At 63.5% G+C, this 14,016-nt stretch carries 13 protein-coding genes; 6 read left to right on the top strand and 7 right to left on the bottom strand.

Going from position 1 to position 14,016, the window contains the following annotated elements:
• Positions 1-110: 110 nt before the first annotated feature.
• The 4 genes from PO860_RS02265 to PO860_RS02280 all read right to left on the bottom strand — a co-directional run bounded on the left by PO860_RS02265 (position 111) and on the right by PO860_RS02280 (position 4,466).
• Positions 111-1,484 (bottom strand): glutamate--cysteine ligase, encoded by a 1,374-nt coding sequence (locus PO860_RS02265; RefSeq protein ID WP_183605807.1) that lies wholly within the window; start codon positions 1,482-1,484, stop codon positions 111-113.
• 146 nt (positions 1,485-1,630) lie between these two features.
• The gene (locus tag PO860_RS02270; protein WP_272782996.1) at positions 1,631-2,368 is read right to left on the bottom strand and encodes a 16S rRNA (uracil(1498)-N(3))-methyltransferase; all 738 of its coding nucleotides are present in this window, start codon (positions 2,366-2,368) and stop codon (positions 1,631-1,633) included.
• Positions 2,369-2,384: 16 nt separating this feature from the next.
• Positions 2,385-3,881: an inorganic phosphate transporter gene (locus tag PO860_RS02275; protein ID WP_183605809.1), complete on the bottom strand. Its 1,497-nt coding sequence runs from the start codon at positions 3,879-3,881 to the stop codon at positions 2,385-2,387.
• Positions 3,882-3,944: 63 nt separating this feature from the next.
• Positions 3,945-4,466: an NUDIX hydrolase gene (locus tag PO860_RS02280; protein WP_272782998.1), complete on the bottom strand. Its 522-nt coding sequence runs from the start codon at positions 4,464-4,466 to the stop codon at positions 3,945-3,947.
• Positions 4,467-4,731: 265 nt separating this feature from the next.
• On the opposite strand from PO860_RS02280, the gene PO860_RS02285 reads away from it, so the two are divergent.
• Positions 4,732-5,610, top strand: coding sequence for a LysR substrate-binding domain-containing protein (locus PO860_RS02285; protein ID WP_272782999.1), 879 nt, complete (start codon positions 4,732-4,734; stop codon positions 5,608-5,610).
• 97 nt (positions 5,611-5,707) lie between these two features.
• Positions 5,708-6,865: an adenosylhomocysteinase gene (locus PO860_RS02290; RefSeq protein ID WP_272783000.1), complete on the top strand. Its 1,158-nt coding sequence runs from the start codon at positions 5,708-5,710 to the stop codon at positions 6,863-6,865.
• A 15-nt stretch (positions 6,866-6,880) separates the two neighbouring features.
• On the opposite strand, the gene PO860_RS02295 is transcribed toward PO860_RS02290, so the two are convergent.
• On the bottom strand, positions 6,881-7,777 hold the full coding sequence (locus tag PO860_RS02295; protein ID WP_275038073.1) for a LysR family transcriptional regulator: 897 nt from the start codon (positions 7,775-7,777) through the stop codon (positions 6,881-6,883).
• A 161-nt stretch (positions 7,778-7,938) separates the two neighbouring features.
• Here PO860_RS02295 and PO860_RS02300 point away from each other — a divergent pair, with 161 nt between their 5' ends.
• From PO860_RS02300 to PO860_RS02315, 4 genes are read left to right on the top strand one after another with little or no spacing between them, the layout of a single operon-like run.
• Positions 7,939-9,378, top strand: a complete 1,440-nt coding sequence (locus tag PO860_RS02300) for an FAD-linked oxidase C-terminal domain-containing protein (RefSeq protein WP_275038074.1) — start codon at positions 7,939-7,941, stop codon at positions 9,376-9,378.
• Positions 9,375-10,574: a glycolate oxidase subunit GlcE gene (gene glcE / locus PO860_RS02305; RefSeq protein WP_272783003.1), complete on the top strand. Its 1,200-nt coding sequence runs from the start codon at positions 9,375-9,377 to the stop codon at positions 10,572-10,574. Before PO860_RS02300 ends, glcE begins: the two co-directional genes overlap by 4 nt.
• Positions 10,575-10,627: 53 nt before the next feature.
• On the top strand, positions 10,628-11,938 hold the full coding sequence (gene glcF, locus PO860_RS02310) for a glycolate oxidase subunit GlcF (RefSeq protein WP_275038075.1): 1,311 nt from the start codon (positions 10,628-10,630) through the stop codon (positions 11,936-11,938).
• Positions 11,939-11,981: 43 nt separating this feature from the next.
• On the top strand, positions 11,982-12,422 hold the full coding sequence (locus PO860_RS02315; RefSeq protein ID WP_273883476.1) for a hypothetical protein: 441 nt from the start codon (positions 11,982-11,984) through the stop codon (positions 12,420-12,422).
• Positions 12,423-12,443: 21 nt separating this feature from the next.
• On the opposite strand, the gene PO860_RS02320 is transcribed toward PO860_RS02315, so the two are convergent.
• The gene (locus PO860_RS02320; RefSeq protein WP_183605818.1) at positions 12,444-13,118 is read right to left on the bottom strand and encodes an outer membrane protein; all 675 of its coding nucleotides are present in this window, start codon (positions 13,116-13,118) and stop codon (positions 12,444-12,446) included.
• 121 nt (positions 13,119-13,239) lie between these two features.
• Entirely contained in the window at positions 13,240-13,932 is a 693-nt protein-coding gene (locus PO860_RS02325; RefSeq protein ID WP_183605819.1) for a L,D-transpeptidase, read from the bottom strand.
• Between the last annotated feature and the right edge of the window lie 84 nt (positions 13,933-14,016).

Genomic DNA, 14,016 nt, shown 5'->3' on the forward strand with positions numbered 1-14,016 from the left:
GTTCGCCTTCCATGGCCGAAATGAAATCCCCCGCTGATCATGACGAGGCGCCGCCTAGCGAAGACGGTGCAAAGCCGGGCGCGGATATCGGAGACGGCCGGAAGTAGGACTCAGTACTGATAGTCCTCGAAGACCGGTTCCACGGAACCCTGCCAGCGGCCGTGATAGAGCGACAGCAGATCCTCGGCGAGTGTCGCCTTCTTAGCGAGCACTTCATCGAGCGGCGCCAGGAAGATCGTCTCGTCCTGGCCTTCGCGGTTGAGCCTGCTGCGCGCCTTGAGGCCGGCTCTCGATATGCCGACCACCTCGCGCGCGACATCGAGCAGCGCATGCCCGCGAAACTCAGCCTTCAACCCTTGCGCCGGAACGGCATTGCGCAGGGCGCCGACCTCGGCAAAGCTCCAATCGCTCGTCAGTTCGTCGGCGGCCTGAAGGGCCGCATCGTCGTAGAGCAGGCCGACCCAGAAGGCCGGCAACGCGCAGATGCGCCGCCACGGGCCGCCGTCGGCGCCGCGCATTTCGAGGAAACGCTTCATCCGCACGTCGGGAAAGAGCGTGGAGAGATGGTTCGTCCAGTCGCCCATCGTCGGCGAGGGATCGGCGACCTCGCCCTTCAATGCGCCGTTCATGAACTGGCGGAAGGTGACATGGGTACAGTCGTGATAGCGGCCGTCACGGACGATGAAATACATCGGCACGTCAAGCGCCCATTCGGCATAGTCGCGGAAGCCGAAATCGTCGCGGAAGGTAAAATCGAGCAGGCCCGAGCGCTGGTTGTCGACATCGCGCCAGATATCGCCGCGCCAGGAGAGCAGCCCGTTCGGCTTGCCCTCGGTGAAGGGCGAGGATGCGAAGAGGGCGGTCGCCAGCGATTGCAGCTTCATCGAGACGCGCATCTTCTGGCGCATGTCGGCTTCCGAGGAGAAATCGAGGTTCACCTGGATCGTGCAGGTGCGGTACATCATGTCGAGACCCTGGGTGCCGACCTTCGGCATATAGCGGGTCATGATCTCGTAGCGAGATTTCGGCATTTGCGGGGTTTGCGCATAGGTCCATTTCGGGCTGCCGCCGATGCCGAGGAAGCGGATGCCCATCGGCTCGGCGATGTCGCGCAACGTCGCCAGGTGGTGGTTCGATTCCCTGCAGGTTTCGTGGAGCGTTTCCAGCGGTGCGCCGGAGAGTTCGAACTGGCCGCCCGGCTCGATCGAGATCGCGCCCATGCCACTCTGCTCGGCCAGGCCGATGATATTGCCGCCATCCATGATCGGCTCCCAGCCGCTCTTCGCCTGCAGGCCGGTGAGCAGGGCCGAAATGCTGGCATCGCCGAAATAGGGAACCGGGCTGTTGTCGGCGCGGAAGAAGGCGAACTTCTCGTGTTCGGTGCCGATCCGGAAGCGCTCCCGCGGCTTGTTGCCGGCGGCGATGTAATCGGTCAGATCCTGGACCGAAGAGAGCGGTGTCTGGTCGGTAGTGTCGCGGGCCATGCGGGATACCTGTATTCGAAAAGGCGCCCAGGGGGCCGGGCAGTTGGAAGGGTGATTAGGACCCAAGCCACGTCTGTTGCAAGTGAAATTCTTTCAACGACGCATCAAAAAAATAGCAGCGATTTCGATGTCAACCCGTTTTCGAGCTAATTCCAGTCGCCGATCGCCGCCTGCACCACCGCCAGCGCCGCAACGGCTGCGGTATCGGCCCGGAGGATGCGTGGTCCGAGCGGAATGGCGGTAACGAAATCGAGGCTTCGAAGCCGTGCCCGTTCCTCTTCCGAAAAGCCGCCTTCCGGCCCGACCAGCAGCGCGAGGTGCCTTTCCCTGATCGCCGACAGCACCGGCAGCGGGTTCTGGCCGGCATCGCCCTCGTCGCAATAGATGATGCGGCGCTCCTTCGGCCAGCGGTCGAGCAAGTCGAGAAGCCTCACCGGCTCGGCCACCTCGGGTATGCCGAGAATGCCGCATTGCTCCGCCGCCTCGACGACATTGGCGCGCAGCTTGTCGAGATTGGTGATCTTGCCCTGGACGTGCTGGGTCATCACCGGCTGCAGCAGGCCGGCGCCCATTTCGACTGCCTTCTGCACCAGATAATCCAGGCGGCCGACCTTGAGCGGCGCAAAGAGATAATGCAGGTCTGAGGGCGCGGGCTGCGGCCGCGTCTCTTCGATTGCCGTCAGGAGGATGCGTTTGCGCGTGGGGAAGGACAGGGCGGCCTTCCACTCGCCGTCGTGGCCGTTGAAGAGCAGGATCTCCGCGCCTGCCTCCAGTCGCAGCACATTGGCGAGATAGTTGAACTGATCGGCATTCGCCTCGAGGGCGGCACCGCGGGAAAGCGGCGCGTCGACGAAAAGCCGTTGCATGCGGAAATTGGCGCGCATTCGAAAACTCGGGGTTTCAGACGAAGAGCGCGAACATAACCCAATAAATCATGGCCGCAAGCGCTCCCGAAACCGGCACGGTGACGATCCAGGCGGCGACGATCGTCATGAAATGCGAACGGCGCACGAGATAGCGCCGCCGCGTCTCGTGAATGTTCGGTTCCTCCGGCTCGTCGATATCGAAGCTCTCGGCCTTGCGCCTGATATAGGCGATGCGCCGCTTCGAATGGCGCGTGTACCATTCGCGGAAGAAGCCGACGCCGAAGACGGAGCCGACGGCGATATGCGTGGTGCTGACCGGCAGGCCGAGCCAGGAGGCGACGATGACGGTGAAGGCGGTCGACAGCGCGACGCAATAGGCCCGCATCGGATTGAGTTTGGTGATCTCCTCGCCGACGAGGCGGATGAGGCGGGGGCCGAACAGCAGCAGGCCGACGGAGATACCGAAGGCGCCGATCAGCATCACCCAGAGCGGCGGATGTCCGATGGCGTCGCCGCCGATGCCGACCGAATGGACGATCGCCGACAGCGGCCCGACCGCGTTCGAAACGTCGTTGGCGCCATGCGCGAAGGACAGCAGCGCCGCAGAGCCGATCAGCGGCAACCGGAACAGCACCCGCAGCGAGCTGTTGCGGTTTTCGAGATCCCGCGCCTGGGCGAGAACGAGCGGCCGGGCGGCAAGCCAGCTGACCAGCCCGATGCCGATGCCGATGAGGAGGATGGTGAAAGACGGAAATTTGCCGGTGGGCGACAGCTGCAGCACCATATAGGCCATGAAGCCGCCCGCCATCACCGCGACCAGCACCGGCACCCAGCGCCGCGCCGCCGCGACCTTGTCGTCGCGATAGATGATCAGCGTCTTGACGAGATAAAGCAGCCCGGCGGCGATCAGCCCGCCGATCAGCGGCGAGGTGATCCAGCTCGAGGTGATCTCCAGCATCACCCGCCAGTTCACCGGCTCCGGCCCGACGGCCGAGATGCCGGCGCCGATCACCGCCCCGACGATCGCATGGGTGGTGGAAACCGGCGCGTTCATCCAGGTGGCGAGGTTGATCCAGAGGGCCGCCGCCATCAGCGCCGCCATCATGATCCAGCCGAGCGTCACCGGCGGCACCTGGACCGCATCGACGATGCTGGAGGAGATCGTCTTGACGACCTCGCTGCCGGCGACCGTGGCGCCGAGGATTTCGAAAATCGCCGCGATGACCAGCGCCTGGCCCATCGTCATGGCGCGCGCGCCGACGGCGGCACCCACATTGTTGGTCACGTCATTGGCGCCGATGTTCATCGCCATGTAGCCGGCAAGGGCTGCTGCCGCCACGACGAGCACCGCTCCCGGCCGGTCGAACACATAGACACCGGCAAACAACATGGCGAGACCGACGAAGATCAGCCCGAGACCAGGCGCCACCAGCCGCCGCAAAACATGCTTCGCCGCGTCCTCGGCATGGGTGATCTTGTCGAGGTCCTTGTCGAGCGTGCGTTTCGTGAGGACTGTGGGACGTGCCGGCATTCTTTTCCCGAGGTATGAAATCTGCTTCTACGCTGCTTTTCTAGCACCGCAAGATGGCAGGATTCATTCCGCCGGAATTTGTTTGGTCGCCGGAATGCGCTTTGCCGATAGCCTGTCGGTCATCTTCTTCTTGAAGGCGAGGAAAAGGTGACGGAGTTCAGGTTCGCGCACGCGCCCGGCCGCCTCGTCGAACGATACCCATTCGATGGTGCGTTCGCCCCTTTCCTTGAAGTTCTTCGCCATGTCGGTGACTTCGAGCGCATAGACCTGCACCTTGCAGACCACCTGCACTCCGTCGCGCAGCACTTTCGAATAGCTGTAAGCACCGAGCGTGTCCGTCTCGACCGCGCCGCGGACGCCGGCTTCCTCAAGAGCTTCCTGTGCGGCGACCTCATGGGCGCATTTGCCGGTCATCGGCCAGCCCTTGGGAATGACCCAGCGGCCGGTATCGCGGCTCGTCATCAGCAGCACCTCGACGTCACCGCTCTTCTTCTTTACCCGATAGCAGATCGCACCATACTGTTGGCGCGGCGGGCGCCGGAACATCAGTTGCACATCGGATGCCAGTCGGGCGAGAAGAGTCAATTGTCGGGTCACCTTCGCAGTGGTTTTAGGAATCACTCATATACGTGTATCACGAAAAGCCTACACAATCCAAAAGAGCCACGGGACGATCCGAAACGCGATTCGATCGCCGTTCATAGGGGAATCGAGGCCAGACAGGTTCGGAAAATCCGTCATGTGATGTCTCGAATGCGCCACGTTGCACAGCTGTACAATATGGCGCGGACTTGCCTTTCGTTCAATGGCAAGATCAAGTGATCCACTATCGTTTCCGATTGTGGTAATCATGCGCCTTCCACCGCTCAATGCCATCCGCGCCTTCGAGGCCGTCTGCCGTCACGGTAGCATTCTGAAGGCCGCCGAAGAGCTGAACGTGGTGCGCGGCGCCGTACGCCAGCAGATCGCCACGCTGGAGAATCACGTTGGCCGCAAGCTCTTTACGCGTGACGGCCGCAGGCTGGTGCCGACCGTCCAGGCCAGCGCTTTCGCCGCCGCCGCGGGCGCGGCTTTCGATATCCTGCAACGCGCCGCTTCAGAACTCGAAGGCAGCGTGCCGGGCCGCATCCGGCTCGGCGTGCCCTCCGCCTTCGCGGTCTGGTGGCTGATGCCGCGCGTCGCCGACATGCAGGCGAGCCTCGGCGACACGGCAGTCGACATCGTGCCGATGGCCGTGGCCGAGCCGCTGCAGATCCACCCGGAATTGGACGCGGTGATCATGGGCGGCGAATACCGGCCGGCCGCAGGAATTACCGCTCTGCGTTTCATGGAGGACGAATTCGGCCCGGTCGTGACTGCAGCGCTTGCCGCAACACTCTCAAGCGACCCTGCATCGATGGCCGCGCTGACGATGCTCGCCAGCCGCAGCGTTCCGAAGCTCTGGGACGAATGGTTTGCCGAAAGCGGCACGCCGCCGGTCACTTTTTCCCGCGTCCAGGAATTCGTGGATCTGCTGCTGGCGCTGGGTGCTGCCCGCTCCGGGCTTGGCGTCGCGCTTGCGCCGCGCGCCTCGATCGAAGACGATCTTCAACGCGGGCGTCTGGTCGCCCCCTACGGCTTCATCTCCCGCCCGTCGGGCTACAGCCTCTGCTGCCGCGCGCCGGATGCGAAACGACCGGCCTTTGCGGCGCTGTCCGGCTGGCTGCTTCGTTGCGGGATATCGGCTTGAAAGGGCAGAATTTCTGCCCCTTGGCCAGAATTACTTCCATATTCGCAGCCCTGTTGCTCCGTTAAAAACAGCCGGATACGCAAACAGGAAAGAGTTAATGGAAAAGACCGCAACCCGCATCGACTGGATCGGCACCGGCTGCCGGCTGCTCACGGCGACGGCCGCCGAATTCGAGCGCACACGTCCTTTCGAGGGTCTGTCGATCGGCACCGGCATCCATCTGGAGCCGAAGACGGTGGCGCTGCTGATGACGCTGCGCGCCGGCGGCGCGCGTCTCGTCTGCACGGGCAATCTCAACAGTACTCAGCCCTCGACGGTCGAGTTCCTGCGTTCCCAGGGCATCGCGGTCTTTGCGACACAGACGACCGATCCCGCCGCCCATCATCAGAGCTTAGAGGCGGTCATCACAGAAAAGCCGGATCTGCTGCTCGACAATGGCGGCGATCTCTTCGCCATCGCGGCGGAAAAGCCCTATGCCAATCTCCGCGGCGGCACCGAGGAGACCACCTCGGGCCGCACCCGTCTGCTGCCGCTGCGCGAGCGCCTGAACATGCCGATCCTCGTCATCAATGACAGCCCGATCAAGCAGTTCGCCGAAAACAGGCATGCCGTCGGCCAGAGCCTGTTCGAAAGCTACCTGCGTTTCACCAATCGCTCCACCAATGGCAAACGCGTGACGGTCTTCGGCTACGGCGCCTGCGGCAAGGGCACGGCCGCCTGTTTCCGCAATGCCTTTTCGTCAGTCAGCGTCGTCGATATCGATCCGGTGACGACGCTCGAAGCCCATCTCGACGGTTTCGTCACGCCGCTGCGCGACGCAGCGATCCGCTCGGCCGACATCATCGTCACCGTCACCGGTTTTGCCGGCATCGTGACGGCAGCCGACCTGCCGCTCGTCAAGGACGGCGCGATCCTGATGAATGGCGGCCATTTCCCGCAGGAGATCGATGTCGAGGCTTTTCGCCGCCACCCCGATGTCACCGGCATCGATCGCTACGAGGCCGATCATATCGAGACCTTCCACCTGAGCGACGGCCGCTCCTTCCATGTGCTCGGCGGCGGACACATGGCCAACCTCGCCGGCCCGCGGCCGCTCGGCAATACCGTCGAGTCGATGGATCTCGGCTTCACCCTTCAGGCCCGCTGCCTGGAACGTATCGCCAAGGGCGAGGCTGGCCCTGAATCCTGCGTCGTGCCTGTGCCCAGGGATATCGACGCGATAGTGGCGAAGGCCTATCTCGATCTCTCACGCTGAACCCTGCGCCTGTTATCATCGCTCCCAGTAGGGGACAGGACCATAAAGCTCTGCCAGGTAGTCGATGAACAGCCGCACCTTGGCTGGCAGGAATTGCCGGCTGGGATAGACGGCCGACAGCGCGACATTGTGCGAGCCTTCATAGGCCGCCAGCACCTGCACCAGCCGGCCACTCTTGAGCTCTTCGCCGATATCCCAGGTCGAGCGCAGCGCGATCCCGAGGCCGGCGATGACAGCCTCGCGGATCACTTCGCTGGAATTGGTGATCAGCATGCCTTCCGGCCTGAGACTCAGCGCCCCGTCCGGCCCGTTCAGCCGCCAGGTGTCGTTATTGTGGGCCGGCAGGCAACGGTGGTGTTTCAGCTCGTCGATATGTTTCGGCTCGCCATGCGCTGCAAGGTAGTCCGGCGAGGCGCAGAGCAGCCGGCGTACCGGCGCCAGACGGCGGGCGACGAGGCTCGAATCGGTGAGTTCGGCGATGCGGATCGCCAGATCGAAACCGCCGCCGACGATGTCGCTGAATTCGTCGGTCAGCACCAGGTTGATCGCAAGCTCCGGATGCGCCTCCATGAAATCCTTCAGATGCGGGGCGATATGCATGCGCCCGAAGGAGGTCGGGGCCGAGATTTTCAGCGTGCCATGCATCTGCGCCGAGCGGCCTGAGATATAAAATTCTGCCTCCTCCAGCCCGGCGAGAATGCCGAGAACGCGGTCGTAGAAGCCCTGTCCGGCTTCCGTCAGCGAGATCTGCCGCGTCGTGCGCTGCAGAAGCCGGGTGCCCAGCCGGTCCTCCAGCCGCTTGATCCGTTTGGAGACGACGGCCGGGGAAAAGCCGAGCGCCCGCCCGGCGAGCGACATGCTTCCCGTTGAAACGACCTTGGCAAAGATTTCGAGATCACCCAGATTGGTCATAAGGTTTTGCGACTTTTTCCCCTTTTGGCATAAGTGCTTAGCATTTGCGCCAGTTTCGGGAAAGTGCTAAGCCGGTCTATCGGCGGCAGGGAGGTTCGCGGCCGGTTTCCGCTGTCATCTTCCCGCTGTCATTCCCCCTCGTCAGGGCCAGGGAGAACGCCATGTCCGACGCCATTTCGTTTCTCAGCCCCCGCGCCGACGTGCTGGCGCGCCGGGCTCAGATCGTCGCCGACCTGACCGATCTTCTGCCGGCGGAATGCCTGGTGCACGAGGCGCGCGAACTGGTACCGTTCGAGACCGACGCCTTCGTCTCCTACCGTCGCCTGCCGCTCGCCGTCGCCTTGCCGCGCACCACGGCCGAGGTTTCGGCCGTCATGCGTTATTGCCACCGCTATGGCATTCCCGTCGTGCCGCGGGGCGCCGGCACCTCGCTCTCCGGCGGCGCCATTCCGCAGGAAGATGCCGTGGTGCTCGGCCTGTCGAAGATGAACGCTATCCTCGAAATCGATCTGCCGAACCGGGTCGCCGTGGTTCAGGCCGGCGTCACCAATCTCAATATTTCTGAATCCGTCTCCGCGGATGGCTTTTTCTATGCGCCCGATCCGAGTTCGCAGCTCGCCTGCACCATCGGCGGCAATATCGGCATGAATTCCGGCGGCGCCCACTGCCTGAAATACGGCGTCACCACCAACAATCTGCTCGGCGTCAGGATGGTGTTGGTCGACGGCACGGTGATCGAACTCGGCGGCAAGGCGCTGGATGCGGCGGGTTATGACCTGCTCGGCCTCGTCTGCGGCCACGAAGGCCAGCTCGGCATCGTGACCGAGGCGACGGTGCGGCTGATCGCCAAGCCGGAAGGCGCCCGCCCCGTGCTCTTCGGCTTCGAGAGTTCGGAGGAGGCCGGCGCCTGCGTTGCCGATGTCATCGCCGCCGGCATCATCCCGGTTGCGATCGAATTCATGGACAAGCCGGCAATCGAGATCTGCGAGGCCTTCGCTCATGCCGGATACCCGCTCGATGTCGGCGCGTTGCTGATCGTCGAGGTCGAGGGGTCGGAAGCGGAGATGGACGCGACGCTGAAGGACATCGTCGCGATCGCCCGCCGGCATGCTGTGAAGACGGTGCGCGAGTGCCAGTCGGCAACCGAGGCGGCGCTGATCTGGAAGGGGCGCAAATCCGCCTTCGGCGCCACCGGCCGCATCGCCGACTATATCTGCATGGATGGCACCGTGCCGCTCAGCCAGCTTTCCCATGTGCTGAAGCGGACCGCCGAGATCGTCGATCATTACGGCCTGCGCGTCGCCAACGTCTTCCATGCCGGCGACGGCAATATGCACCCGTTGATCCTCTTCAACGCCAATGATCCCGAAGATGCCGCCCGCGCCGAAGCCGCCGGCAGCGATATCCTGAAACTCTGCGTCGACGCGGGCGGCTGCCTGACCGGCGAACATGGCGTCGGCATCGAGAAGCGCGACCTGATGCGCCACCAATATTCTGAGGCCGATCTCGCCCAGCAGATGGCGGTGCGCGCCGCCTTCGATCCCGGCTGGCTGCTCAACCCGTCGAAAGTCTTCCCGCTGGAAGGGCGCCCCGCCGCATGATCGATTTGATGCCGACGAGCGAGGAAGAGGTGGCGGCAATCGTCCGCGCCCATGCGGAAAGCGGCCAACCGCTGGCGATTTGCGGCGGCGATAGCCGCTCGGGCTTCGGCAATGACATGATCACAGAAGAGCGGCTGCGCTCGACCGGGCTTTCCGGCATCGTCGCCTATAATCCCGGAGAGATGGTCATGACCGCGCGAGCGGGCACGCCGCTTGCCGAGGTCGAGGCGGCACTTCAGGAGAGCGGCCAGATGCTCGCTTTCGAGCCGATGGATCATCGCCCCGTGATGGGCACATCGGGCGAGCCGACCATTGGCGGCGTCTTCGCCGCCAATGTCTCCGGCCCGCGCCGGCTCATCGCCGGTGCGGCGCGCGACAGCCTGCTCGGTGTGCGCTTCGTCAACGGCAAGGGCGAGATCATCAAGGCCGGCGGCCGGGTGATGAAGAATGTCACCGGCCTCGATCTCGTCAAGCTGGTCGCCGGCTCGCATGGCACGCTGGGTTTTCTCACCGAAGTCACCTTCCGTGTGCCGCCGTCAGCGAAGACCGAGCGGACGGTGGTTCTCTCCGGCCTCAACGACGCCGAAGCCGCAAACGCCATGGCGGCGGCGATGGCGCTGCCGGTCGAAATCTCCAGTGCCGCTCATCTGCCTTTGACGGTGACCTGGAAATTCCTCGCCGGCACATTGCCCGAGGGCGAGGCGACGGTGCTCCGCATCGAAGGCCTGGCCGGTTCGGTCGACGTCCGCGTCGAAAAGCTTGCGGCGGCGATGTCGGCCTTTGCGACGGTCACGCGGCTGGAACAGCCGGAAAGCCGCAGGCTCTGGCAGGAAATCCGCGATGTGCTGCCTTATGCCGACGGCACCGCGCGGCCGGTCTGGCGCGTCTCTGTCGCCCCCGGCACCGGCCATCAGCTGGTCGCAGCCCTCCGCCTCGAAGCCGGCGTCGACGCCTTCTACGACTGGCAGGGCGGCCTCGTCTGGATGCGCATGGAGGCCGGTCCCGAAGCCGAGCTGGTCCGCCGCTTCATCAAGGCGCTCGGCGGCGGCCATGCGACGCTGATCCGTGCATCGGTTGCGGCGAGGGCGGTCACCGCTGCCTTCCATCCCGAGCCCGAGGCGGTGGCGATGCTGTCGCGGCGGGTGAAGGAGAAGTTCGATCCGGCCGGGATCTTCAATCCGGGGAAGATGGGGTGAGGGAGAAAATGAGCACAACCCTCGACATCCTCCAAAAGCGGAGGTCTCTCTAAATGCAAACCAACTTCACCCTGACCCAGCTCCTCGATCCCGATGTTGCCGAATCCGAGCAGATTCTGCGCAAATGCGTTCATTGCGGTTTCTGCACCGCCACCTGTCCCACCTATGTCACCCTCGGCAACGAGCTCGACAGCCCGCGCGGCCGCATCTACCTGATCAAGGACATGCTGGAAAACGGGCGGGCCGCCGATGCCGAAGTCGTCACTCATATCGACCGCTGTCTCTCCTGCCTTGCCTGTGTCACCACCTGTCCCTCGGGTGTCGACTACATGCATCTGGTTGATCACGCCCGCGCCCATATCGAAAAAACCTATAAACGCCCGCTGATGAACCGGCTGACGCGCGCCATCCTGGCCGCCGTGCTGCCCTATCCCGGCCGTTTCCGCCTGGCGCTCAATCTCGCCCGCCTCGGCCGGCCCTTCGCCGGCCTGATGCGACGGGCCGCGCTGAAACCTTTCGCCGCCATGCTGGCGCTTGCGCCGCGTCGCATCCCCGCCGCTTCGGCTTTCGCAAAACCGGGCAGCTACCCGCCCGAGACCGAACGGCGCGGCCGGGTGGCGATCCTTTCCGGCTGCGCCCAGCCCGTGCTCGATCCCGGCATCAACGCGGCGGCGATCCGGCTGCTGACCCGGCTCGGCGTCGAGGTCGTGCTGCCGGAAGGCGAGGTCTGCTGCGGTTCGCTGGTCCATCACATGGGCCGTGCCGAACAGGCGCTCGCCAGCGCGCGGGCCAATGTCGATATCTGGACGCGCGAGATCGACGGGCAGGGCCTCGACGCGATCATCATCACCGCCTCCGGCTGCGGCACGACGATCAAGGATTACGGCCACATGCTGCGCCTCGACCCCGCCTATGCTGCAAAGGCGGCCAGGGTCTCGGCGCTCGCCAAGGACGTCACCGAATATCTCGCAACCCTCGACCTGCCGGCGCACATGCCGAAGGGCGTCACGGTTGCCTATCATTCCGCCTGTTCCATGCAGCACGGGCAGAGGATCACCCTGGCGCCGAAGCAATTGCTGAAAGCGGCGGGTTTTGCCGTGCGCGATCCCGCCGAAGGCCATCTTTGCTGCGGCTCTGCCGGCACCTACAACATCATGCAGCCGGAGATCTCGGCGGCGCTGAAGGCGCGCAAGGTCAAGAACATCGAGGCCACCAAGGCCGATGTCATCGCCACTGGCAATATCGGCTGCATCACCCAGATTGCTACCGGCACCGGCATTCCGATCGTACATACGGTCGAGCTTCTCGATTGGGCTTATGGCGGCGCTGTGCCGGAAAAATTAACAGTTTTGCCGTTAGGCTGAAGCTTGCGAAGGCCCGTCGGGCCGGTCTCGGGAGTTTTAGGCGATGTGGCGGGGAATGATTGTGCTTGCGGGACTGCTCGGTGCGGCAGGCACCGCCCATGCAAACAGCCGTTATTTCTGTTCCGCCGATGACAAGGAAGCACGCTTCACGCTCGAAAGCGGTTTCGAAAGCGATGCCGGCCACAAGCTCAACCATTTCCGCGGCGCGTTGATCGTCAAGGATGAGGCCCAATCGGCCGTATTCGGAAAGCGTGTTTTCGAATCGCAGCATCTGACCAATCACTGGTCGCGCGACGGCGAACTGCTTATGGAGGTCGTTGACGGCGGCGGTGACGATACCGGCGGAGCAACGCTGGATCTGGTCGTCGTTGCCGGCGAACGCGGCAAGCCGGTTGCCAATTTCACCGGCACCTATTCCCTGACGATCGCAGGCGGGGACAAACCCTATGACGTCGAGGGCAAGGTCAGCTGCGGCACCAAATAGCGCCGCAGCCGATATTCTCGATTACCAGTGGAATGATACGCCGACATTGACGGCATTGGTGAAGATGTTGGTCTTCAGGTCGACGCCGCTGTCGATCGGAACGTCGACGCGCGAATAGGTGCCCTTGTATTCGACAAAGGTCGACCAGCGATCGGTCACCTTGAAATCGACGCCGGCCTGCGCCTGCAGCGTCACGCCGCCGAATTCATAGGCCCAGGTCTTGCCCTCGGGACGAATCACTTCGACATGCGGAATGTTCACGCCGATACCGGCGCCGAGATAAGGCGTCCAGCGGCGGGTCGGATCCTGGAAACGGTAGAGCCCGTTCACCGTGAGCAGGTTGAGGCCGTCGGTGAATTCGAAATGCGACCAGCCGGTTTTGGCCAGCGTATCGTCGTCGGCATAGACCTTGTCATGGGTGTAATCGAGCGAGATACCCCAGTTCGGCTTGTTGAAGTTCTCGAGCCACCAGGTGACGCGGCCGCCGTAGTAAGGCGGGCTGCCGAAGGACTTGCCTTCCCAGCCGGCGGTGAAATGCGTGCCGTCGGAGAGATCGACCCCGCTGTGCGGTGCCGTCTGATAGCCACCGTAGATGGAGAACTGCAGGTCTTCCGCCGAGGCGGAGGCTGCCGAACAGATGGTGAAAAACGCGATGCCCGCAAGCAGGGAAGCGGAAGAACGCAGCGCAGATGTCATCGAATAACCCCAGATTGCAATATGTCGACTCTAAGGCAGGTGTGCCAGCTTTCCGCCGCAAAGTCTAAGGAAAAGAAAAGGCGCCTCGAAGAGCGCCTTTCGTTTTTTTCTTAAGTGTTGCTCAGCCGCCAAATAGCGTGCGCAGCACATCGATGCCCCTGTCTTCGAAGGCAACCTTGCCCTGCTTGTTGCCGGGGCCGATGACGATCACCTTGGTGCCGACAGGCGCGCGGTCGTATAGATGCGTCACATCTTCGTTCATCATGCGGATGCAGCCGGAAGACATGTTGAGGCCGATCGTCCAGGGCTGGTTGGTGCCGTGGATGCGGAAGATGGTGTCGCGGCCGCCCTGGTAGAGATACATGGCGCGCGCGCCGAGCGGATTGTCCTCGCCGCCTTCCTGGAACGCGGGGATGATGTGCCCCTTGGCGGCTTCGCGTCGGCGCATCTCGGACGGCGGCGTCCAGTCCGGCCATTCGGCCTTGCGGCCGATCTTGACGACACCCGACCAGCCGAAGCCGTCGCGGCCGACACCGATGCCGTAGCGGGTGGCGCGGTTGTTGCCTTCGACGAGGTAGAGATACTTGTTGTTGGTATCGATGATCACAGTGCCGGCCACTTCCGTCGTCACCAGGCGCACTTTCTTGCGCTTGAACTCCGGCTTCACGTATTTCGGCATCTGCGCCACACGCACGATCTGCGTCGGGCGCTGTGCGTTGTCAGGAGTGGAGCCGGCGGGTGCGGCAAAGGCGGACGCAGACATCAAGGACAGGACAAGTCCGGCCGCAGCCAGACCTGGCATCAATTTGATCATGGTCGATTCCCCTCAAGCAAAATCCGCTCGAAGCTACATGAACTTCTGCCCGATTCAAGATCGGTGCTGACGGATACAGAATTT

This window comes from Rhizobium binxianense, from assembly GCF_028994275.1.
GTDB lineage: Bacteria > Pseudomonadota > Alphaproteobacteria > Rhizobiales > Rhizobiaceae > Rhizobium > Rhizobium binxianense.

Bases quoted from the DNA above. Each gene is read 5' to 3' on its own strand.
- PO860_RS02265 (WP_183605807.1), bottom strand. From the start codon at position 1,484: ATGGCCCGCGACACTACCGACCAGACACCGCTCTCTTCGGTCCAGGAT.
- PO860_RS02270 (WP_272782996.1), bottom strand. From the start codon at position 2,368: ATGCGCGCCAATTTCCGCATGCAACGGCTTTTCGTCGACGCGCCGCTT.
- PO860_RS02275 (WP_183605809.1), bottom strand. From the start codon at position 3,881: ATGCCGGCACGTCCCACAGTCCTCACGAAACGCACGCTCGACAAGGAC.
- PO860_RS02285 (WP_272782999.1), top strand. From the start codon at position 4,732: ATGCGCCTTCCACCGCTCAATGCCATCCGCGCCTTCGAGGCCGTCTGC.
- PO860_RS02290 (WP_272783000.1), top strand. From the start codon at position 5,708: ATGGAAAAGACCGCAACCCGCATCGACTGGATCGGCACCGGCTGCCGG.
- PO860_RS02295 (WP_275038073.1), bottom strand. From the start codon at position 7,777: ATGACCAATCTGGGTGATCTCGAAATCTTTGCCAAGGTCGTTTCAACG.
- PO860_RS02300 (WP_275038074.1), top strand. From the start codon at position 7,939: ATGTCCGACGCCATTTCGTTTCTCAGCCCCCGCGCCGACGTGCTGGCG.
- glcE (WP_272783003.1), top strand. From the start codon at position 9,375: ATGATCGATTTGATGCCGACGAGCGAGGAAGAGGTGGCGGCAATCGTC.
- glcF (WP_275038075.1), top strand. From the start codon at position 10,628: ATGCAAACCAACTTCACCCTGACCCAGCTCCTCGATCCCGATGTTGCC.
- PO860_RS02315 (WP_273883476.1), top strand. From the start codon at position 11,982: ATGTGGCGGGGAATGATTGTGCTTGCGGGACTGCTCGGTGCGGCAGGC.
- PO860_RS02320 (WP_183605818.1), bottom strand. From the start codon at position 13,118: ATGACATCTGCGCTGCGTTCTTCCGCTTCCCTGCTTGCGGGCATCGCG.
- PO860_RS02325 (WP_183605819.1), bottom strand. From the start codon at position 13,932: ATGATCAAATTGATGCCAGGTCTGGCTGCGGCCGGACTTGTCCTGTCC.